Annotated in this window: 21 protein-coding genes; 13 read left to right on the forward strand and 8 right to left on the reverse strand. The window is 70.9% G+C overall.

Features of this window, described 5'->3' with window-relative positions:
- The first annotated feature begins 177 nt into the window (after positions 1-177).
- Both OTB19_RS36090 and OTB19_RS36095 read left to right on the forward strand, forming a co-directional pair.
- Positions 178-924 (forward strand): response regulator transcription factor, encoded by a 747-nt coding sequence (locus OTB19_RS36090; RefSeq protein WP_267802974.1) that lies wholly within the window; start codon positions 178-180, stop codon positions 922-924.
- Positions 921-2,393, forward strand: coding sequence for a sensor histidine kinase (locus OTB19_RS36095; protein WP_267802975.1), 1,473 nt, complete (start codon positions 921-923; stop codon positions 2,391-2,393). Before OTB19_RS36090 ends, OTB19_RS36095 begins: the two co-directional genes overlap by 4 nt.
- Here OTB19_RS36095 and OTB19_RS36100 read toward each other — a convergent pair.
- Together OTB19_RS36100 and OTB19_RS36105 are read right to left on the reverse strand one after the other, a co-directional pair.
- The gene (locus OTB19_RS36100) at positions 2,373-3,251 is read right to left on the reverse strand and encodes a phosphatidylinositol-specific phospholipase C (RefSeq protein WP_267802976.1); all 879 of its coding nucleotides are present in this window, start codon (positions 3,249-3,251) and stop codon (positions 2,373-2,375) included. The two genes, OTB19_RS36095 and OTB19_RS36100, sit on opposite strands and share 21 nt — an antisense overlap.
- Before the next feature lie 77 nt (positions 3,252-3,328).
- Positions 3,329-3,898 (reverse strand): TetR/AcrR family transcriptional regulator, encoded by a 570-nt coding sequence (locus tag OTB19_RS36105; RefSeq protein WP_267802977.1) that lies wholly within the window; start codon positions 3,896-3,898, stop codon positions 3,329-3,331.
- A 168-nt stretch (positions 3,899-4,066) separates the two neighbouring features.
- Between OTB19_RS36105 and OTB19_RS36110 the strand changes: the two genes are divergently transcribed.
- On the forward strand, positions 4,067-4,849 hold the full coding sequence (locus OTB19_RS36110; RefSeq protein ID WP_267802978.1) for an alpha/beta fold hydrolase: 783 nt from the start codon (positions 4,067-4,069) through the stop codon (positions 4,847-4,849).
- Positions 4,850-4,953: 104 nt separating this feature from the next.
- On the opposite strand, the gene OTB19_RS36115 is transcribed toward OTB19_RS36110, so the two are convergent.
- Positions 4,954-6,771, reverse strand: coding sequence for a bifunctional metallophosphatase/5'-nucleotidase (locus OTB19_RS36115; RefSeq protein ID WP_267802979.1), 1,818 nt, complete (start codon positions 6,769-6,771; stop codon positions 4,954-4,956).
- Positions 6,772-6,889: 118 nt separating this feature from the next.
- On the opposite strand from OTB19_RS36115, the gene mshD reads away from it, so the two are divergent.
- The 7 genes from mshD to pstB all read left to right on the forward strand — a co-directional run bounded on the left by mshD (position 6,890) and on the right by pstB (position 15,863).
- A complete protein-coding gene (mshD, locus tag OTB19_RS36120; protein WP_267802981.1) occupies positions 6,890-7,819 on the forward strand; it encodes a mycothiol synthase in 930 nt (309 codons plus the stop codon).
- Positions 7,820-8,008: 189 nt separating this feature from the next.
- Positions 8,009-10,258, forward strand: coding sequence for an RNA degradosome polyphosphate kinase (locus tag OTB19_RS36125; protein WP_267802982.1), 2,250 nt, complete (start codon positions 8,009-8,011; stop codon positions 10,256-10,258).
- On the forward strand, positions 10,239-11,183 hold the full coding sequence (locus OTB19_RS36130; RefSeq protein WP_267802983.1) for a CHAD domain-containing protein: 945 nt from the start codon (positions 10,239-10,241) through the stop codon (positions 11,181-11,183). Before OTB19_RS36125 ends, OTB19_RS36130 begins: the two co-directional genes overlap by 20 nt.
- A 530-nt stretch (positions 11,184-11,713) precedes the next feature.
- On the forward strand, positions 11,714-12,853 hold the full coding sequence (gene pstS / locus OTB19_RS36135) for a phosphate ABC transporter substrate-binding protein PstS (RefSeq protein WP_267802984.1): 1,140 nt from the start codon (positions 11,714-11,716) through the stop codon (positions 12,851-12,853).
- Between the two features lie 131 nt (positions 12,854-12,984).
- Complete coding sequence (pstC, locus tag OTB19_RS36140; RefSeq protein WP_267802985.1) at positions 12,985-13,974, forward strand: phosphate ABC transporter permease subunit PstC; 990 nt, start codon at positions 12,985-12,987, stop codon at positions 13,972-13,974.
- Positions 13,974-15,056 carry a phosphate ABC transporter permease PstA gene (gene pstA, locus OTB19_RS36145; protein ID WP_267802986.1) on the forward strand — a complete coding sequence of 361 codons (1,083 nt, stop codon included), beginning with the start codon at positions 13,974-13,976 and terminating at the stop codon, positions 15,054-15,056. Before pstC ends, pstA begins: the two co-directional genes overlap by 1 nt.
- Before the next feature lie 30 nt (positions 15,057-15,086).
- Positions 15,087-15,863, forward strand: a complete 777-nt coding sequence (pstB, locus tag OTB19_RS36150; RefSeq protein ID WP_053675397.1) for a phosphate ABC transporter ATP-binding protein PstB — start codon at positions 15,087-15,089, stop codon at positions 15,861-15,863.
- A 163-nt stretch (positions 15,864-16,026) separates the two neighbouring features.
- Here the strand turns inward: pstB and OTB19_RS36155 are convergent, their stop codons facing one another.
- The gene (locus OTB19_RS36155) at positions 16,027-17,028 is read right to left on the reverse strand and encodes an inorganic phosphate transporter (protein ID WP_267802987.1); all 1,002 of its coding nucleotides are present in this window, start codon (positions 17,026-17,028) and stop codon (positions 16,027-16,029) included.
- Positions 17,029-17,033: 5 nt separating this feature from the next.
- Positions 17,034-17,654 carry a DUF47 domain-containing protein gene (locus OTB19_RS36160; RefSeq protein ID WP_053675393.1) on the reverse strand — a complete coding sequence of 207 codons (621 nt, stop codon included), beginning with the start codon at positions 17,652-17,654 and terminating at the stop codon, positions 17,034-17,036.
- A 195-nt stretch (positions 17,655-17,849) separates the two neighbouring features.
- Here OTB19_RS36160 and OTB19_RS36165 point away from each other — a divergent pair, with 195 nt between their 5' ends.
- A complete protein-coding gene (locus OTB19_RS36165) occupies positions 17,850-18,197 on the forward strand; it encodes a metal-sensitive transcriptional regulator (protein ID WP_267802989.1) in 348 nt (115 codons plus the stop codon).
- Between the two features lie 112 nt (positions 18,198-18,309).
- Here OTB19_RS36165 and OTB19_RS36170 read toward each other — a convergent pair whose 3' ends face one another.
- Together OTB19_RS36170 and OTB19_RS36175 are read right to left on the reverse strand one after the other, a co-directional pair.
- Positions 18,310-18,465, reverse strand: coding sequence for a hypothetical protein (locus OTB19_RS36170; protein ID WP_199826421.1), 156 nt, complete (start codon positions 18,463-18,465; stop codon positions 18,310-18,312).
- 146 nt (positions 18,466-18,611) lie between these two features.
- Positions 18,612-19,445, reverse strand: a complete 834-nt coding sequence (locus OTB19_RS36175) for a hypothetical protein (protein ID WP_420716980.1) — start codon at positions 19,443-19,445, stop codon at positions 18,612-18,614.
- A 206-nt stretch (positions 19,446-19,651) separates the two neighbouring features.
- Between OTB19_RS36175 and OTB19_RS36180 the strand changes: the two genes are divergently transcribed.
- On the forward strand, positions 19,652-19,798 hold the full coding sequence (locus OTB19_RS36180) for a hypothetical protein (protein ID WP_267802991.1): 147 nt from the start codon (positions 19,652-19,654) through the stop codon (positions 19,796-19,798).
- A gap of 142 nt (positions 19,799-19,940) precedes the next feature.
- Positions 19,941-20,174 carry a hypothetical protein gene (locus OTB19_RS36185; protein WP_267802992.1) on the forward strand — a complete coding sequence of 78 codons (234 nt, stop codon included), beginning with the start codon at positions 19,941-19,943 and terminating at the stop codon, positions 20,172-20,174.
- A gap of 158 nt (positions 20,175-20,332) precedes the next feature.
- Here the strand turns inward: OTB19_RS36185 and OTB19_RS36190 are convergent, their stop codons facing one another.
- A complete protein-coding gene (locus tag OTB19_RS36190; protein ID WP_267802994.1) occupies positions 20,333-21,043 on the reverse strand; it encodes a phosphatase PAP2 family protein in 711 nt (236 codons plus the stop codon).
- Positions 21,044-21,190 lie beyond the last annotated feature (147 nt).

Genomic DNA, 21,190 nt, shown 5'->3' on the forward strand with positions numbered 1-21,190 from the left:
TCCTCCCCACCGGCCTCCCCATCGGCAGTCCCGAGGACTGCCTTACCTGCGCCGGCACCCTCTACCTCGGCAGCCCGGCCTGACCGGCCCAACCCCCCTCCACGAACTTTCGCGGTGCAGCACTAGTGCTGCCCGTGCGAGCCTGGTAGGACCGACCACCACCCCCGGGGGATCCACATGAACGCCGCCGAAGGCGACCAGCAGCGCATCCTCGTCGTCGACGACGAGCCGGCCGTCCGCGAGGCCCTGCGCCGCTCCCTCGCCTTCGAGGGATACGGCGCGCGGACCGCCGTCGACGGCCTGGACGCCCTCGACCAGGCGGACTCCTACGCCCCCGACCTGATCGTGCTGGACATCCAGATGCCCCGGATGGACGGCCTGACCGCGGCCCGGCGGCTGCGCGCCGCCGGCAGCACCACCCCGATCCTGATGCTGACCGCCCGCGACACCGTCGGCGACCGCGTCACCGGCCTCGACGCGGGCGCCGACGACTACCTGGTGAAGCCGTTCGAGCTGGACGAGCTGTTCGCGCGGGTCCGGGCGCTGCTGCGGCGCAGCTCGTACGCGGCGCCCGCGGCCGGCGGGCCGGAGCCCGAGAACGCGCTGACCTTCGGCGACCTGCGGATGGACCTCGCGACCCGTGAGGTCACCCGGGCCGGGCGGCCGGTGGAGCTGACCCGCACCGAGTTCACGCTGCTGGAGATGTTCCTGGCCCACCCCCGCCAGGTGCTGACCCGCGAGCAGATCCTGAAGACCGTCTGGGGCTTCGACTTCGAACCCAGCTCCAACTCCCTGGACGTGTACGTGATGTACCTGCGCCGCAAGACCGAGGCCGGCGGGGAGCCCCGCCTGGTCCACACCGTGCGCGGGGTGGGTTACGTGCTGCGCGCCGCCGGGGCCGGGGACCACGGAGGGCCAGAGTGAACCCGGTCGCCGGATTCCGCGCGCTGCCGCTGCGTTCGCGGCTCGCGCTGCTGGTCGCGGTGGCGGTGGCGGTCGCCGTCGCGGCGGTGGCCGGCGTCAGCTGGTTCATGGTCCGTACGCAGTTGGACGACCAGCTGAACAGTTCACTGCGCTCCACCGACGCCCGCGCCCAGGCGAGCCAGACCCTGAACGCGCTCGGCTGCCAGGAGCAGGCGCTGCCCAACCCCTTCGTGAACAACCTGAGCGCGCAAGTGCAGATCGTGCTGCCGTCCGGCGGCCGCTGCCTGGTGGACGGCAAGAACACCCTCCCGGTCAGCGACTACGACCTCCAGGTCGCCAAGAGGCTGCGCGACACGGTCCTGTACGACGGCGTGACCACGGACGGCACCCCGGTGCGCGTCTACACGCAGTTCGTGGAACTGACCTCCCGGGCCGGCAAGCAGGACGCCGCGATCTCGGTGGCCAAGCCCCTCGCGGACATGGACAAGCCGCTCTCCACCCTGGCCTGGGTGCTGCTCCTGGTGTCCGGCATCGGTGTCGTGGGCGCGGGCGCGGCCGGCCTGTGGGTGGCCCGCACGGGTCTGCGGCCCGTCGACGAACTCACGGGCGCCGTCGAGCACATCGCCCGTACCGAGGACCTCACGGTGCGGATCCCGGACGAGGGCGAGGACGAGATCGCCCGGCTGTCGCGGTCCTTCAACTCGATGACGGCCGCCCTGGCCTCCTCCCGGGACCGGCAGGCCCAGCTGATCGCGGACGCCGGTCACGAGCTGCGCACCCCGCTGACCTCGCTGCGCACGAACGTCGAGCTGCTGGCGCGCAGCGAGGAGACCGGTCGGGCGATTCCGCCGGAGGACCGCCGGGAGCTGTTGGCTTCGGTGAAGGCGCAGATGACCGAGTTGGCGTCGCTGATCGGGGACCTCCAGGAGCTGTCCCGCCCGGACGCGGCCTCGCCGGGCCCGCTCGGGGTGGTGGCCCTGCACGAGATCGTCGGGTCCGCGCTGTCGCGGGCCCGGCTGCGCGGTCCGGAGCTGACGTTCGGCTCGTCCCTGGAGCCCTGGTACGTACGGGGCGAGGCGGCGGCGCTGGAGCGTGCGGTGGTCAACGTCCTGGACAACGCGGTGAAGTTCAGCCCGCCCGGCGGGCGGGTCGAAGTGGCGCTGCACGCCGGGGAGCTGACCGTACGGGACCACGGGCCGGGCATCCCGGACCAGGACCTGCCACACGTCTTCGAGCGGTTCTGGCGGTCCCCGTCGGCCCGCGCCCTGCCCGGCAGCGGGCTGGGCCTGTCGATCGTGGCCCGTACGATGAACCGCGCGGGCGGCAGCGCCGAGCTGCGGGCGGCCCGGGACGGCGGCCCGGGCACGGAGGCGGTGCTCCGCATCCCGGGTGCGCCGACCCCGCCGCCGGCCGCGGATCCGGCGGCGTCACCGCCGGCGGGCGGCGCGTCAGTTGTGCCGGATCAGTGAGGTGACGAGTCCGGAGCGGGTGTGGGGGAAGTCCATGGGGACGATGCCGAGCCCGGTCCGGCCGGCCATCTCCCCGCCGTCCACGAAGCCGTGGACCTGCGGGTTGAGTCGGTCGGAGTTCCAGCGCGGGGGCATGTAGGCGGCGGTGCTGGCGTAGTTCACGAACAGCTTCCCGGGCTGCTGCACGGCCTTGCGGAAGTGGTTCTCGATCCGGCCCCGCTTGGCGAAGGGCTCGGTGTTGTAGTCGTCCTGGATGTCGAAGACGTTCCCGTCGCCGTACCGCAGGCCGGGCAGGCCGCCGTTGTCGGCGAGCAGCACCACCTTGCCGCGGGCCTCCCCCAGGGACGAGGGCAGGGTGTCGGCGATCCGGAAGAGGGGCCGCCAGCCCCGGTTGTCGAGGTAGTCGTCGAAGACGGCCCGGAAGGTGGCGTCGCTGTCCTCGGAGTACTCCTGCTTGACGCGCATCAGCACGGTTTCGGAGGGGTGCGCGGCGAGGAAGTTCCAGCAGTCGACGAGGACGTCCCCGAACATCAGGTCCTGGAAGAAGGCCGCGTGGTGGATGGCGAACGAGCCGCCCGTGACCCGACATCGGACGTCGAGGAAACGGATGCCCGCGTCGAGCTGTTGCGCGATCGAGGTGTTCTGGCAGGCGACGTAGAGCCCGCCCTTGCGGGCACCGGAGTCGTGGGTACCGGGGATGGTCATGCGCTGGAGAGGGGTGGAGTCGGCGAGGCCGGCCATCCAGTCCTGTGTGCCGAGCGTGGCCGCCGAGGCCTGGCCCGCCGCGCCCATCCCGAGGGCGGCTCCCGCCGCCATCGCGCCGACCAGGAACCTCCGCCGGTCCATTCCGCTTCCCATGCCCGCCCCTTCGCCGACCCAGTGGTGGGACGGGATCATGGCATGCGCGACCGGGCATTGCTACCCATCGGTAGCGGTCAGCTTTCGAGCAACTCCGCCATGGCGCGCAGGCCTTGGGCGAGCTCGTGGCCGTCCGGCGCCGCCTCCGGGTCGGTCAGGCACTGCACCATCACACCGCTGAGCAGCGCGAGGTGCACCGACCCGAGGGCCCGTACGTCCGCTTCGGAGACCTCCTCCTCGGGGACCCCGCGGAGTTGGGCGGCGACCATGCGCCGGGAGCGGCGCTGGCCCTCGGCGAGGATCGCGAGGACCTCGGGCGAGGACTGCGCGTGGACGAACGCCTCGACGTTGGCGACCCACAGCCAGCGCATGTCGCCGAAGTCCCGGATCTTGCGGTCCCAGGTGTCGGCGTACCGCTCCTCGGTGGTGTCCCCCTCGCCGGCGAGCCGGCCGGCCGCCGCGGCCCACTCGTCCATGGCGTCGAACAGCGCGCGGTTCAGGAGCGCCTCGCGCGACCCGAAGTGGTAGCCGATCGCGGCCATGCTCACCTTCGACGCCGAGGCGATGTCGCGCACGGTCGTGCGCAGGTATCCCTTCTCCTCCAGGCAACGCCGCGCTCCGGCCAGCAGGTCCTCGCGATTTCCCATGCGGGGATCGTATCCGCGCCGCTCTTCTTGGGCGCTCGCCTCAGGCAAGTGCCCTAGACGAACGTATTGCACGCTTGCCCAAATGCCGGCAGCCTGGGACCGGGAACACCGACGGAACACCCGACGGAACCGTCCACCGACCGATCGCACCCCGGGGAGAGCCACGCCATGCGCCACGAGCTGAAGATCGACGACCGCACCCTGTCCCACCTGGACTTCGGCGGCCCCGGCCGCCCGCTGTTCGTGCTCCACGGCGGCCTGTCCGAGGGCGCCGCCTTCACCGGCCTCGCCGCCCACCTCGGCGACGCCTGGCGGGTCATCGCCCCCGACCAGCGCGGCCACGGCGACTCCGACCGGGCCCCCGACTACCGGCGCGAGGGCTACGTCGCCGACGCCGTGGCCCTGCTCGACCACCTCGGCCTCGACGCCCCCGTCCCCGTCCTCGGCTACTCCCTCGGCGGCCTCAACGCGATCCACCTGGCCGCCGCCCACCCCGACCGGGTCTCCGCGCTCATCGACGTGGACTCCGGAGTGGAGATCGACCCCGACGGGCCGGAACCCTTCCCCTTCCTGCGCGGCCTCCCGTACACCGGCGAGAGCCCCGACGCACTCCTCGCGGCCGTCGGCCCGGTCGTCGCGCAGTTCGTCACCGGCGCCCTGCGACCGCTGCCCGACAGCGGCCACTGGCGGCTGCCCTTCCACCCGCAGGACATGCTCGACTCCATCCACGCCTGCCGCGGCGACCACTGGGACGCCTGGCTCGCGAGCACCTGTCCGGCCCTGCTGATCCACGGCACCCGCAGCCAGTCCCTCCCGCAGCGCCTGGCCGACGCGATGGTCACCCGGCGGCCGGGAACCTCGTACGCCCCGCTCGACGGGGACCACTTCGTGCCGTTCACCGACCCGCGGGGCTTCCACGAGGCCGTCGGGACGTTCCTCGACCGGCTCTGAACCCTTCCCGGCGGCGCCGGGGACCGCCGGGAACGCCGAAGGGGCGACGGGCCGCCGGGCCCGTCGCCCCTTCGGGCGCGCTGTGCGCGAATGTCGCGCCGGTACTACTTGACGATCGTGATCCGGTTCGCCGCCGGCGGGGCGATCGGGGACTCCTGCGAGGAGTTGTTCGTCAGGTAGGCGTTGAAGCAGTCCAGGTCGGACGCGCCCACCAGCTTGTTCTTGTGCTCCTTCAGGACGGTGAAACCGTCACCGCCGCCCGCGAGGAACTCGTTCATCGCGACCCGGTAGGTCTTGGCGGGGTCGATGGCCACGCCGTTCAGCTTCACCGAGTCCACGACGACGCGGTCCGCGCCCGCCTTCGTCAGGTCCAGGGTGTACGTGAAGCCCTTCGACACCTGAAGGATCTTCGGGTTCGCGCCATTGACCGGACCGCTGACCTGCTGCTGGAGCGCGGTGATCAACTGGGCGCCCGTCAGGTCCACGATGTTCATCATGTTGGTGAACGGCTGGACCGTGAAGGACTCGCCGTACGTCACCACTCCGTCGCCCTCGGCCCCGGAGGCCTTGAAGGCGAGGTCCGAGCGGATGCCGCCCGGGTTCATGACGGCCAACTGCGCGCCGCCCTTGTCGGCCGGGGCCAGGGCCTCCAGCTGCGCGTCGGCGATCAGGTCGCCGAGCGGCTTCTCGTACGCCTCCGAGCCACGGCCCGGGATGTCCGCCGAGATGAAGCCCTGGGGACGGTTGGCGATCGGGGCCGCCAGCTCGTTCCAGCGCCGGATCAGGTCGCTCATGTCCGCGGCCTTGGGCTGCTCACGGTTGACGACCTTGTTGACCGGCTTGGGCGAGGTGACCGGCGTACGGACGATGTCCTTGGTCTGCCGGTCGTACGTGAGCGTGGTGTCCGTGTACAGCCGACCGATGGAGGCGGCCGAGGTGACCGTGCGCGGGTTGCCCGCCGGGTCGGGGATGTTGCACGCGTACGCCTGGTGCGTGTGGCCGGTCACCAGCGCGTCGACCTTGGGGTCGACCTTCTTGGCGATGTCCACGATCGCGCCCGAGATGCCGGCGCCCGCGCCGGGGGTGTCGCAGTCGTAGTTGTACGCGCCGCCCGCGGGCAGACCGCCCTCGTGGATGAGCGCGACGATCGACTTCACGCCCTGCTTGTTCAGCTCCGCGGCGTACTTGTTGATCGTCTCGACCTCGTCGCCGAACTTGAGGCCCTTGACGCCCTCGGCGGTGACGACGTCCGGAGTGCCCTCCAGGGTGACGCCGATGAAGCCGATCTTCACGTCCCCCTTCTTCCAGACGAAGGTGGGCGACATCAGCGGACGCTTGGTCTTCTCGTCCGTCACGTTCGCGGCGAGGTACTGGAACTCCGCTCCGGTGAACGTCTTGCCGTACTCGAAACAGCCCTCGGTGGCGTGGCAACCGCCGTACGCCATGCGGCGCAGCTCGGTCTTGCCCTCGTCGAACTCGTGGTTGCCGACGCTGGACACGTCGAGGCCGAGCTTGTTCATCGCCTCGATGGTCGGCTCGTCGTGGAAGAGCCCCGACAGCATCGGGCTGCCGCCGATCATGTCACCGGCCGCGGCGGTGACGGAGTACTCGTGGCCCTTGCGGGCTTCGCGCAGGCTCGTCGCCAGGTACTCGACGCCGCCCGCGGGTATGGCCTTGGTGGTGCCGTCCGCCTGGCGTTCGGTCACGGTGCCGGAGGAACCCTGCGGGGGCTCCAGCGTGCCGTGGAAGTCATTGAACGAAAGCATCTGAACATCGACGGTCCGGCTCTTGGCCGCACCGCCACCACTCGCGGCGCCGGCCGGAAGGGCGGCGGCGACCAGGGCTCCGGCGCCGGCCGTGGCGGCGAGAGCGGCGAGGGTCAACCGGCGGGCTCGGCGGTGCCGTTGTGGCTTCGCTGACATTTAGTCCCCTTTGCGGACAGCGAGACAACTTGGGAGGTCCGCCGCAGCCTATTGTCAACGCGCGTAGCACGACAGGGTCCAATGGGTTACGGGCTGGTTGCGGTCGTACGGTGGGGTCATGACTGACGCAGCAGCGGCCCCGGAGCCGGGACGGCAGATTGAGACCCTCGACGAGCTGACGGAGGAACAGGCCGACGCCGTACTCACCCTGATCACGGACGCGGCCCGCACCGACGGCACCACCGCCGTGTCCGAACAGGGACGCATCCAGCTCCGCGGCGGACCCCGCGAGGGCATCCGGCACTTCCTGCTCACCGCCGACGGACGCCTCACCGCGTACGGGCAACTGGAGGACACCGACCCGGTGGAGGCCCCCGCCGCGGAACTCGTCGTCCACCCCTCCCTGCGCGGCCGCGGCCACGGCCGGGCCCTGGGCACCGCCCTGCTGGCCGCCTCGGGCAAGCGCATCCGGGTCTGGGCGCACGGCGGCAAGTCCGCCGCCCGGCACCTCGCGCAGGTCCTCGGCCTGACCCTGTTCCGCGAACTGCGCCAGCTGCGCCGCCCGCTCGGCCCCGAGGCGCCGCCGCTGCCCGAGCCCGCCCTGCCGGCCGGGGTCACCGTACGCACCTTCGTCCCCGGCGCCGACGACGCGGCCTGGATCGCGGCCAACGCGGCCGCCTTCGCCCACCACCCCGAACAGGGCTCCCTCACCGAGCGGGACCTGGCCGACCGGATCGCGCAGCCGTGGTTCGACGCCGAGGGCTTCTTCCTCGCGGAGCGCGACGGCGAACTGATCGGCTTCCACTGGACGAAGATCCACGCCGAGGAGCGGCTCGGCGAGGTCTACGTCGTCGGCGTCCGCCCCGGCGCGCAGGGCGGCGGCCTCGGCAAGGCCCTCACCGCGATCGGCCTGCGCCACCTCGCGGCGGCCGGCCTGCCCACCGCGATGCTCTACGTGGACGCCGACAACCCGGCCGCCCTCGCCGTGTACGAGGGCCTCGGCTTCACCACCCACGAGGTGGACCTGATGTACCGCACCGAGAGCTGAGGCGCCGGCCGAACGGACCAATCCGTCACCCCGGCGTCCTCCCGTGCGCCAGGCGGACCCTGGAAGCCATTCGCCATTAACCGAGCATTAAGAAGCGCTTGCCAGCATCCGAGCATGCAGCCCCGACTCCGCCTGACGGCCGACACTTCCGACGCGCCTGTCCTGCCGCGTGCGCGGAAGAATGGAGTCATGAGCCACAAGCCCAGCGTCGGCCCCACCGAGGTCCCCGCCCAGCACCCGTCTCACACGCCCGCCACGGCGAAGTCGCAGCTCGGCTCCATAGCCGCGCACCGCCCCAACGTCGGCCACGTCGATCTCGATCCGGATCTCGACGCCGATCCGGACACCTACGACGACAAGGAGGGCGGCGAACTGCCCCCCGGGCGGTTCCTCGACCGCGAACGCAGCTGGCTCGCCTTCAACGAACGGGTACTGGAACTCGCGGAGGACCCCGCCACCCCGCTGCTGGAGCGCGCCAACTTCCTGGCGATCTTCGCGAGCAACCTCGACGAGTTCTTCATGGTCCGCGTCGCCGGCCTCAAGCGCCGCATCGCGACCGGCGTCGCCACCCGCTCGGCCTCCGGCCTCCAGCCCCGCGAGGTACTGGACCTGATCTGGACCCGCTCGCGCGAGCTCATGGCCCGGCACGCCGCCTGCTACCAGCAGGACATCGCCCCCCAGCTCGCCGAGGAGGGCATCCACCTCATCCGGTGGCCCGACCTCACCGAGAAGGAGCAGGCGCGCCTCTTCACCCTGTTCCGCAACCAGATCTTCCCGGTGCTCACCCCGCTGGCCGTGGACCCCGCGCACCCCTTCCCGTACATCTCCGGCCTGTCCCTGAACCTGGCCGTCGTCGTGCGCAACCCGGTCAGCGGCCACCGCCACTTCGCCCGGGTCAAGGTCCCGCCGCTGCTCTCCCGCTTCCTGGAGGCCTCCCCCCAGCGCTACGTCCCGCTGGAGGACGTCATCGCCGCGCACCTGGAGGAGCTGTTCCCCGGCATGGAGGTGCTCGCGCACCACATGTTCCGCGTCACCCGCAACGAGGACCTCGAAGTCGAGGAGGACGACGCGGAGAACCTCCTCCAGGCCCTGGAGAAGGAACTCATGCGGCGCCGCTTCGGCCCGCCCGTCCGCCTGGAGGTCGAGGAGTCCATCGACCCCGGCGTCCTGGACCTCCTCGTACAGGAACTCAAGGTCAGCGCCGCCGAGGTCTACCCGCTGCCCGGACCGCTCGACCTGACCGCCCTCTTCGGGATCTTCTCCCTGGACCGGCCCGAGCTGAAGTACCCGAAGTTCATCGCCGGCACCCACCGCGACCTCGCCGAGGTGGAGTCCGCGTCCGCGCCCGACATCTTCGCCGCGCTGCGCGAACGGGACGTGCTGCTGCACCACCCGTACGACTCCTTCTCCACCTCCGTACAGGCCTTCCTGGAACAGGCCGCCGCCGACCCGGACGTCCTCGCGATCAAGCAGACCCTGTACCGGACCTCCGGCGACTCCCCCATCGTCGACGCCCTCATCGACGCCGCCGAATCCGGCAAGCAGGTCCTCGTACTCGTCGAGATCAAGGCCCGCTTCGACGAACAGGCCAACATCAAATGGGCGCGCAAGCTGGAGGAGTCCGGCTGCCACGTCGTCTACGGGCTCGTCGGCCTCAAGACCCACTGCAAGCTGTCGCTCGTCGTCCGCCAGGAAGGCGACCAACTGCGCCGCTACTCCCACGTCGGAACCGGCAACTACCACCCCAAGACGGCCCGCCTCTACGAGGACCTCGGCCTGCTCACCACCGACCCCCAGGTCGGCGCCGACCTCTCCGACCTCTTCAACCGGCTGTCCGGCTACTCGCGCCGCGAGACCTACCGCCGACTGCTGACCGCCCCCAAATCGCTGCGCGACGGCCTCGTCTCCCGCATCGACAAGGAAGCCGACCACCACCGGGCCGGTCGGCCCGCGTACGTCCGACTGAAGATGAACTCGATCGTCGACGAGGCCCTCATCGACTCCCTCTACCGGGCGGCCCGCGCGGGCGTCCCGGTCGACATCTGGGTCCGCGGCATCTGCGCCGTGCGCCCCGGCGTCCCCGGGCTGTCGGAGAACATCCGCGTCCGCTCGATCCTCGGCCGCTTCCTCGAACACTCCCGGGTCTTCGCCTTCGGCAACGGCGGCGAACCCGAGGTGTGGATCGGCAGCGCCGACATGATGCACCGCAACCTCGACCGTCGCATCGAGGCACTGGTCAGGGTCGCCGACCCGGCCCACCGCACGTCACTGGACCGACTCCTCGAAATCGGCATGTCCGACGACACCGCCTCCTGGCACCTGGGGCCGGACGGCGAGTGGACCCGGCACGCCACGGACTCCGAGGGCCAGCCGCTGCGGCACGTACAGGAGATGCTCATAGACGCCCGGAGGCGCCGGCGTGGCTCAGCCAAACCATGACCCCCTGGCAGGCGACGTGCTCGGCACGTACCTGCGGTCCCAGGCCACCGCTTTCCTGCGCGCGCTGCACCTGCACGGCGACGGCGCGACAGGGGCGGCCGACACCGCCGGGGGAACCGACGCCGCGCGCGGCCTGCGGGGGGCCGCGCGCCGGATCTCCGGCTCCCTGGGCACCTTCCGGGCGGTGACCGAGTCGGCCTGGGCCGACTCGCTGCGCACGGAACTCGTCTGGCTGTCCTCCACCCTCGCCGACGAGCACGCGTACGGCGTCCGCCTGTCACGGCTCATGGACGCCCTGCACCGGCTCTCCGGAACCCCCGAGGTGCCCGCGCCCCGGGGCACCGCCGGCGCGCTCACCGTGGGCTCCGCCCGGGCGGGCGCACTGCTGGAACGGCAGCTCACCCTGGCCCGGACCCGCGCCCACTCGGCCACCCTGTCCGCCCTCGGATCGGCCCGGTTCCACGCGGTCGCCGACGCGGTGGCCGTCCTCGCCTCCGAGGTCCCCCTGGACCCCGTCGCGGCCCGCGGCCGGGTCGACGACGTACTGGTCCCGCTGGCCGAGGTGGCCGAAACCCGTCTGCTCGGCGCCGTGGACGCGCTCCCGGCCCCCGAGGGCGGCACCCCGTACTCCGCGCACGAGGACGGGGCCTGGCACGAGGTACGCCGCCTCCTGCGGGTCCACCGGTACGCCCGGGAAACCCTCGGCGACGACGTGACCCGGCTGGTCGCCGCCGGCGAGGCCCTGGACCGCCACCGCGACGCCTCCGAGGCCGCCGCCGCCTCCGCGACCGCCGCCCGTACCCCCCGCATCGCCCCGGCCACCGCGTACGCCCTCGGCGTCCTGCACGCCGACCAACGCCACGCGGTCGAAGCCGCCCGCCACACCTTCCACACCCTCTGGCACCCCACCCCGGCCCTCCCCTGACCAAGGCGCCCCCGGCCCCGCAGCCCCGCCGCCCCCTTGAGGCGCGGCAGCCCAATCCAGCCCCGCCGGCGTTTGAGGCGCGGGGGCCCGGGGGCAGCGCCCCCGGCAACGGCGCCGCACGCCCCCCCACCCCGCCCCGGGGTTTGCGCACCAACCCCCCGGGCAGGCCCCCGGCGAAGGCCCCGCCCACGACCGGCCCGGCCCGGCGCGGTGACACCGCCGATTTCCGGCCACCCCACCGCTCCGCCCCACCCCGCCGGCCAGGCAAAGGTCACGGCGGCATAACGTGCGGATAACGCCCCGTTACGCCCAGGTACAAACCCCCCCATCCGCACCGGCCCGCCCGCCACGGTTCACCGTCCGTTCACCGAGGGCCGTCGACCGCTTCACCTGTTCTGCCTAATTTCGGTACTGCAAGGTGCGAGCCGGGCCGAAAAGCCCACTGCCCGCACCCCGCCAACCCGTAGTCCTCTTCGCACGCCGCCCCGATACAGAAAGCGGCCGGCGGCTTCTGGAAGGAACACCCGAAAGTGAAGCTTCAGCGCAAGAGCATGCTTCGTGCCTCCGCCCTCGGGGCGCTTGTCGTGTCCGGCGCCCTGGTCCTCACGGCGTGCGGCTCGGACGACAACACCAAGGCCGACTCCTCGGCGAGCGGCAAGGCCTCGGCCCCCGCGCCCGGCGACGTCAAGTGCGAAGGCGCCAAGGGCAAGCTGCTCGCCTCCGGCTCGTCCGCGCAGAAGAACGCCGTGGACGTGTGGGTGAAGAACTACATGGCCGCCTGCTCCGGCGTCGAGGTCAACTACAAGTCCTCCTCCTCCGGTGAGGGCATCGTCGCCTTCAACCAGGGCACCGTCGGCTTCGCCGGCTCGGACTCCGCGCTGAAGCCCGAGCAGGTCGAGGAGTCGAAGAAGATCTGCACCGGCGGCCAGGGCATCAACCTGCCCATGGTCGGCGGCCCGATCGCGATCGGCTTCAACGTCGCGGGTGTGGACAAGCTGAACCTGGACGCCACCACGATCGCCAACATCTTCAACGACAAGATCAAGAAGTGGGACGACGAGGCGATCAAGAAGCTGAACCCCGGCGTCACGCTTCCCGGCACCGCGATCCAGCACTTCCACCGCTCCGAGGACTCGGGCACCACCGAGAACCTGGGCAAGTACCTCAAGGCCACCGCCGGTGACGCCTGGCCGCACGACCCCGCGAAGAAGTGGCCGGCCCCGGGCGGCCTCGGCGCCTCCGGTTCCTCCGGTGTCGCCTCGCAGGTCAAGGCCGTCGACGGTTCGATCGGTTACTTCGAGCTGTCCTACGCCGCCTCGCAGAACATCAAGACCGTCGACCTGAACACGGGCGCCGGCGCCCCGGTCAAGGCCACCGGAGAGAACGCCTCCAAGGCCATCGCCGCCGCCAAGATCGCCGGCACCGGTTCCGACCTGGCGCTGAAGCTCGACTACACCACCAAGGCCGAGGGCGCGTACCCGATCGTCCTGGTCACGTACGAGGTCGTCTGCGACAAGGGCAACAAGGCCGAGACGCTCCCGACCGTGAAGTCCTTCCTGAACTACACCGCCTCGGACGCGGGCCAGAAGGTCCTCGGCGAGAACGGCTACGCCCCGATCCCGACCGAGATCAACGCCAAGGTCCGCGAAGTCATCACCTCGCTGTCCTGAGTCCTCGATCCCCGGGTGCCGGCCGACTCCCGTTCCGAGTCGGCCGGCGCCGGGGGACCCTCCCCCTCCACCCAGGGGGATCCGGTGCACCGCCGCCAGGGGGCATGCCCCCCACACAGACCGGAAAGACCATGGCTTCCACCACACCCACCCAGATAGACACGGCTCCGCCCGTCTCCAGGAGCGAGAGGTCCACCGGCCGCGCCGGTGACAAGATCTTCGCCGGGCTCTCCAAGGGTTCCGGCATCGCCCTCCTGGTGATCATGGCGTCGATCGCCGCCTTCCTCACCTACCGCGCGACCATCGCCCTGTCGAAGAACGAAGGAAACTTCTTCACCACCTTCGACTGGAACGCGTCGGCCACGCCCCCCGTCTTCGGCATAGCCGTCCTGCTCTTCGGCACCGTCGTCAGCTCGATCATCGCGATGGTCATCGCGGTTCCGATCGCCGTCGGCATCGCCCTCTTCATCTCGCACTACGCGCCGCGCAAGCTGGCCACGCCGCTGGCGTACGTGGTCGACCTGCTGGCCGCCGTGCCGTCGATCGTCTACGGCATCTGGGGCGCCCTCTTCCTCGTCCCGCAGCTCGGCGGACTGAACCTCTGGCTCGACCAGTACCTGGGCTGGACGTACATCTTCGACAAGAGCCAGCCCGGCGTCGCCCGCTCGCTGTTCACCGTCGGCATCCTGCTCGCGATCATGATCCTGCCGATCGTGACCAGCGTCAGCCGCGAGGTCTTCCTCCAGGTCCCGCGCATGAACGAGGAGGCCGCCCTGGCCCTCGGCGCGACCCGCTGGGAGGTCATCCGCATGTCGGTGCTGCCCTTCGGGCGCTCCGGTGTCATCTCCGCCTCGATGCTCGGCCTCGGCCGCGCGCTCGGCGAGACCATGGCCGTCGCGACCGTCCTCTCCCCGAGCTTCCTGATCTCCGGCCACATCCTCGACCCGGGTGGCGGCACCTTCGCGCAGAACATCGCCGCGAAGTTCGACGAGGCCAACGAGTTCGGTCGGGACGCGCTGATCGCCTCCGGCCTGGTCCTCTTCCTCCTGACCCTGCTGGTCAACGGCGCGGCCCGGCTGATCATCGCCCGCCGCAAGGACTTCTCGGGGGCGAACGCCTGATGAGCCACACCCTTCAGGACCAGCGGCCCACCCGGGCCCGCAAGTCCGTCGCCCCCGCCACCCTCACCCGCGGTGGCCTGCCCCGCTGGGCCCCGGCCGGCATCGCGGTCCTCTCGATCGTCCTCGGCAGCGGCATCGGCCTCGTCTCCGGCCTCGACAGCAAGATCCAGTGGGGCCTGCTCGCCGCGCTGTTCTTCGTCACCGTCACGTACGTCGCCAGCTCGGTGATCGAGAACCGCCGCCAGGCCAAGGACCGGGTCGCGACCTCCGTCGTCTGGGTCTGCTTCGTCCTCGCGGTCATCCCGCTGCTCTCGCTGCTGTGGACCACCATCAGCCGCGGCATGAAGGTCCTCGACGCGGCCTTCCTCGGCCACTCCATGAACGGCGTGACCAGCTTCGAGGCCGGCGGCGGGGTCTACCACGCCCTGCTCGGCACCATCGAACAGGTCGCCCTGGCCACCGCGATCGCCGCGCCCATCGGCCTGCTGACCGCCGTCTACCTCGTCGAGTACGGCCGGGGCCCGCTCGCCCGGTCGGTCACCTTCTTCGTCGACGTGATGACCGGCATCCCCTCCATCGTCGCGGGTCTGTTCATCCTGACGACCTGGAACCTGATGCTGGGCTTCGGTCCCTCCGGCTTCGCCGGCGCGATGGCCCTGTCGATCCTGATGATGCCCGTGGTGGTCCGCTCCACCGAAGAGATGCTCAAGCTCGTCCCGAACGAGCTGCGCGAGGCCGCCCTGGCCCTCGGCGTGCCGAAGTGGCGCATGATCCTCAAGGTCGTGCTCCCCACCGCGATCGGCGGCATCTCCACCGGCGTGATGCTGGCCGTCGCCCGCATCGCCGGCGAGACCGCACCGATCATGCTGCTGGTCTTCGGCTCGCAGCTCATCAACGGCAACCCCTTCGAAGGCGCCCAGTCCTCGCTCCCCCTCTACATCTGGGAGCAGTACAAGGTCGGCAGTGAAGCCTCCTACGACCGGGCATGGGCGGCTGCGCTCGTTCTGATCGCCTTCGTCATGATCCTCAACCTGGTGGCTCGCGGCATCGCCCGCTGGAAGGCCCCGAAGACCGGTCGCTGACGCGACTTATGAAAGCGATGTGACCCTCTCATGGCCAAGCGAATCGACGTCAGCGGCCTCTCCGCCTTCTACGGCACCCACAAGGCCATCGACGACATCTCGATGACCGTGGAACCCCGCTCCGTGACGGCCTTCATCGGCCCCTCCGGCTGCGGCAAGTCCACCTTCCTGCGCACCCTGAACCGCATGCACGAGGTCACCCCCGGCGGCCGCGTCGAGGGCAAGGTGCTGCTGGACGACGAGAACCTGTACGGCCCCGGCGTGGACCCGGTCGCGGTCCGCCGCACGGTCGGCATGGTCTTCCAGCGCCCCAACCCCTTCCCCACCATGTCGATCTTCGACAACGTGGCGGCGGGCCTGCGCCTGAACGGCTCGTTCAAGAAGTCCGAGCTGACGGACATAGTCGAGAAGTCCCTCCAGGGCGCCAACCTCTGGAACGAGGTCAAGGACCGCCTGAACAAGCCCGGCTCCGGCCTCTCCGGCGGCCAGCAGCAGCGCCTGTGCATCGCCCGCGCCATCGCGGTCGAGCCCCAGGTCCTGCTGATGGACGAGCCCTGCTCCGCGCTCGACCCGATCTCCACCCTCGCGATCGAGGACCTGATCGGGGAGCTCAAGGAGCGCTTCACGATCGTCATCGTGACGCACAACATGCAGCAGGCGGCCCGCGTCTCGGACCGCACCGCCTTCTTCAACCTCGCCGCCGTCGGCCAGCCCGGCAAGCTCGTCGAGATCGACGACACGGACCGGATCTTCTCCAACCCGTCCGTCCAGGCCACCGAGGACTACATCTCGGGCCGCTTCGGCTGAGCCCCGGCCCCCGGATGTACCGATAGACGTCCCGCGGTGCTGCATGGCGGTGCCACCGTGAGGCGAAAGGAAAAGGGCCGGCTCCCCCTGGGTGGGGGGAGCCGGCCCGCTTTCGTGTCGTGCCCGGTGCGCGGTCGTCGTGACGACCACCACGCTCTCGCGGCTAGTTCACGAAGGCCAGGTTCACGATCCAGAAGCTCACCGCGGCGACCAGTGCGGCCGCCGGCATGGTGATGAACCAGCCGAGGATGATGTTCTTGGCGACGCCCCAGCGGACCGCGTTGACCCGCTTCGTGGCGCCCACGCCCATGATCGCCGAGGTGATCACGTGGGTGGTGGAGATCGGCGCGTGGAAGAGGTACGCCGAGCCGAACATGATCGAGGCGCCGGTGGTCTCGGCCGCGAAGCCCTGCGGCGGATCCAGCTCGATGATCTTGCGGCCGAGGGTGCGCATGATGCGCCAGCCACCCGCGTACGTGCCCAGCGACAGCATCACGGCACACACGAGCTTGACCCAGACCGGGATGGCGTCGCCCGCTCCCTGCACATCGGCGATGACCAGGGCCATCATCACGATGCCCATGGTCTTCTGCGCGTCCTGGAGACCGTGGCCGAGGGCCATGCCCGCTGCGGAGACGGTCTGGGCGATGCGGAAGCCGCGCTTGGCCTTGTGCGGGTTGGAGCGGCGGAACATCCACAGGATGGCGACCATCACCAGGTAACCGACGATCAGACCGACCACCGGCGAGACGAACATCGGGATGACGACCTTGTCGACCACGCCGGTCCAGATGACCTCCGTGCCACCGGCCAGCGCCGCGCCGACCATGCCGCCGAACAGCGCGTGCGAGGACGACGAGGGCAGACCGAAGTACCAGGTGACCAGGTTCCAGACGATCGCGCCGACCAGCGCGGAGAAGAGGATCCACATGCCCCGCGTGCCGTGGGGCGTCTCGATCAGGCCCTCGCTGACCGTCTTGGCCACGCCGCTGCCCAGGAAGGCACCGGCGAGGTTCATCACCGCGGCCATCGCGAGCGCGGCGCGCGGCGTCAGCGCACGCGTCGAGACCGAGGTCGCGATCGCGTTCGCCGAGTCGTGGAAGCCGTTGGTATAGGTGAAGCCGAGCGCGACACCGATGGTCACGATCAGAGCAAAGGTGTCCACGTGGTTCAGGACTCCTTGACCGCGATGGTCTCCACCGTGTTCGCGACGTGCTCGAACGCGTCGGCGGCCTCTTCGAGCACGTCGACGATCTGCTTGAGCTTCAGCACCTCCATGGCGTCGTACTTGCCGTTGAAGAGTTGCGCGAGCAGCTTGCGGTGGATCTGGTCGGCCTGGTTCTCCAGACGGTTGACCTCGATCCAGTACTCGGTCAGGTTGTCCATGGTGCGCAGGTGCGGCATGGCCTCGGCGGTCAGTTCGGCCGCCCTGGCCAGTACCTCGATCTGCTGCTCGACGCCCTTGGGCAGTTCCTCCACGTTGTAGAGGACGACCAGGTCGACCGCCTCCTCCATGAAGTCCATGATGTCGTCGAGGCAGGAGGCCAGGTTGTAGATGTCCTCGCGGTCGAACGGCGTGATGAAGGAGGAGTTCAGCTGGTGGAAGATCGCGTGGGTGGCGTCATCCCCCGCGTGCTCCGCTGCCCGCATCCGCTCCGCGATCTCGGCTCGGGCGGAGGAATCCGCTCCGAGCAGTTCCATCAGGAGCTTCGAGCCCGTGACGATGTTGTCCGCGGATGCGGCGAACATGTCGTAGAAGCTCGTCTCCCTGGGGGTCAGACGAAATCGCACGTGAGGTCCTCGGGGTGCATTGGGTTCGGTCAGGCTGATGCTAGGCGCATCCCCCGGCCACGGCTAACCGGCCGTTCCCCAGTGTGCTCCATCAGGCAGAGTGGGCAACCACGGACCCCTGCCCGTACGGTCGGGGCCCGGTATTCTATACCCATGAGGGGTATACATCCCTCGTTCCGGACCACGGGAGGACGCATGACGACCATCGAGGCGGAGGGCTCCGGAGCGGACGCCGGCGCCGACCCGGTCCCGGTCGCGGCGGTGCACGGCTATCACCACCAGAAGGACGAGCACCTCAAGCGCCTGCGCCGGATCGAGGGCCAGATCCGCGGTCTGCAGCGCCTCGTCGACGAGGACGTCTACTGCATCGACATACTCACGCAGGTCTCGGCGAGCACGAAGGCCCTCCAGTCCTTCGCGCTCCAACTGCTGGAGGAGCACCTGCGGCACTGCGTCGCGGACGCCGCCGTCAAGGGCGGCGCGGAGATCGACGCCAAGGTCGAGGAAGCCACGAAGGCGATCGCGCGCCTGCTGCGAACCTGATCCCGACCCCTGCCGCGGACCCGATCCCGGACCCCGGAGGCCTCGGGGGCCCGGCCCCCACACCGCCCACCACCGGCGATCCGTGACCGCGGCGGGTTTGGCGACGGGTTCGTCACGGGTATCCGATGCCCAGCAGAACCTCGTCGATCCGGTCCTGGCTCAGTCGCTCCTCGGCCGCCGCCGAGGCCGCGATGATCAGCTCGCCGCACAGTTCGATCTCGGCGAGCGCCACGTGGTCCTGCACCGTCGTACCGCCTGCGGGAGTCACGCGCGCCACCTCTCTCTGCCGCCATCGCCCGTCGGCGCTCGGCTTACCAACATAGGGAGCGCACGCCGCCGCGCGCATGACACGGATGGACCATTTCCGGATACCTGGCCATGGCCCGCTCGCATGGTCTGGACCACGCGATCCGACTATCCGGCGATCTTCCCGGCGAAAATGTCCCCGCTTGCGGGCAATACGACGGTCACCGGAGTCCCAAACCCGTAGAGCAACGTGGTCGAGGAGACATCGATCACGCCATTGTTGACATAGGTGAAGCGGTGCCGGACCTTCCGCAGCCGGCCCTCCTCGTCCAGGTAGGCGTCGAACGGCACCGTGTCCGTGTCGAACCCTTTCGCCGCCGCTTCGAGTGCCCCCTTGACCCCCGGCGAGGCACTCCGCGCGGCCCGCCCGATGTCCGTGGTCCCCCGGTAGTGCCGCACCGTGGTGCCCGCCACCTCGGTCTTTCCCACGTACGTCACGTCCCGCGCGCCCCGCAACAGCTCGACCGCGGCGAGCGGGTCGGTGGCCCCGCCCGTGACGAGGTTCCCGTCCGCGAGGGTCGTCGTGTCGACGCGGACCCACTTGTCGTCGGGGACGCCCGCGCCCCGGTTCTTCATGTAGAGGGCGCCCGGGACGAGGAGTTCGGTGATGGGCCGGTGTTCGGCCTTGCCCGCCGCGTCGGCCGGGAGCATCACCAGGAGCTGGCCCATCCGGCTCTTGAAGTCGACACCGCCCTCGCCCCGGATGGTGACCCTGGTCCCGCCGGTGGCCATCTCCATCGCCGTACGGGCCCGCGCGCTGCCGGTCGCGTCCAGCACGTCGGCGGCGCCGCGCACCGCCGCGGCCGGGTCCTCGGGGGGCCGGTCGTCACCGCTCGCGGAGCTTCCGCATCCGCTCGTCACGGCCACGGTCACGGCCACCGCGACGGCGAGCACCGCCTCACCGGCACGTCCTCGTCTGCGCATGTGCTGGTGCACCACCATCGCCTGCCAACCCCCAACGCGTGACAGCTGTTTGCCCGAGGCCCCCACCCGCTCCGCTTAACGAGGTCCGGGGTTTCCCGTCACGGTCCGGCGCGGTGCCGCGAGCCGGCCGGGCCCGGTACCGTGGAGGAGTGGACCCGCACACCCAAGCGACTCCGATCACTCCGCTCGCCGCCGTGCCGCATCCTCGTCACCCCGAGGAGCCCGTGCGACAGCCCCCGACCGGCCACACCACCGACACGACGGAACGCGGCTCGTTCTGCCTGGCCGTCTGCACCTGCGGCTGGACCGGACCGGCCCGCCGCTCTCGAGACCTGGCCCGCAAGGACGCCACCCGCCACACGGCGGGGTAGGCCCGGTCGACACCGACGGACCGCCGCACGGCGGGGGCGCGGCACGGCGGTACGGGCCCACACACCCGCCCTGCGGCCGGGCGTGTCGCCCGTTCGGACGGCCCGGCTGGCCGTGCGGCCCGCGACCGGATGCCCTGTACTCATGCCAGGACCCGCACCCCGCCTCGCGGCCCTCCTCTGGGCCCTGCTTCTCAACACCCTCACCCCGGCCGCGGCCTGGGCCCGACCGGTGGGATCGGCGGACGGACCGGCCGACGTGGCGTTGGCCGTCGGGGTCACCGCAGCGGCGGCCGTGGCCACGGGTCTGTGGCTGCGCTCGCGCTACCGCCGGGACGAGGCGGAGGAGGACCGGGGCGCCGAGAGCGGCGATCCGTGAGCCCCCGCCCCCGCCCGAAGGCGGTCCGGCTCTGCTACGGCGCTTCCGTGCTCTGCCTGCTGGCGGCCGCGCTCCTCGCCCTGTGGGACGGCCACGTCTGAGAGCGAGCCGTCATCGAACCGCCGGCGGAGCCCGTACCAGCGGTGATTCGGCGCCCGTTACGCCGCCAGGTCGCTCTCGTGCGACCTCGGCGCCAGTTCCACGGGCCGGGCCACGACCCGCTCCCCGGCCCGGACCAGCCACCGTGCCCGCGGCCAACGGACCACGGCCCGCACCACCGGTGTCAGCAGCGCCGCCGCGGCCGGCGCGAGCAGCAGCACGACCGCGGTGCCGAGCGCGAACCCGCCGATCACGTCGGTCGGGTAGTGGACGCCGGTGTACACCCGACACAGGCCTTCGAGGAGCGCCACCCCGATCCCGACGTAGCCGATCCTGCGGTGGGCGATGAAGAGCCCCACCGCCATCGCCATCGTCAGGGTGGCGTGGTCGCTCACGAACGAGAACTCCGCACCCCCGAGCCGCGCGCCCAGTCCCGACCCGGAGCCCAACACCTCCAGCCCCTCGTGCTGGAGGAACGGCCTCGGCCGTCCGACGAACTCCCGCAGCGGCACGTTCAGCAGCAGCGCGAGGCCGGCCGCCAACGGCGCCCACACCAGCGCGACGAAGGAGTCGACGGCCGGCGCCTCGTCCAGCCGGCGCGCGCCGCGCCAACACCACAGGACCAGCAGCACCATCGCGAGCGGCAGTCCGTACTCGCCGACGAGGCCCACCGCCCGGTCGAGCCCGTCCGGCGCGTGCCGGGCCAGGCCGTTGATCTCGTACAGCAGGCTGACGTCCACATTCGGCCCACCGGTCGCGAGTCCAGCCATGGCGATGCGGCCCCTTGCTTGCCTAGTGCAGCGCGTCGCAGGTCCTTTGCCGGTTGGGCGTGGCTGGATTGGTGACGCTGTGTGAGCGCGCAGGCATCCTGCGGGAAGCGGTCCTCGGACGACCCGGCTTCGGTCCGGCACACGGTG

The sequence above is a fragment of the Streptomyces sp. H27-H5 genome (assembly GCF_026627505.1).
Taxonomy (GTDB): Bacteria; Actinomycetota; Actinomycetes; order Streptomycetales; family Streptomycetaceae; genus Streptomyces.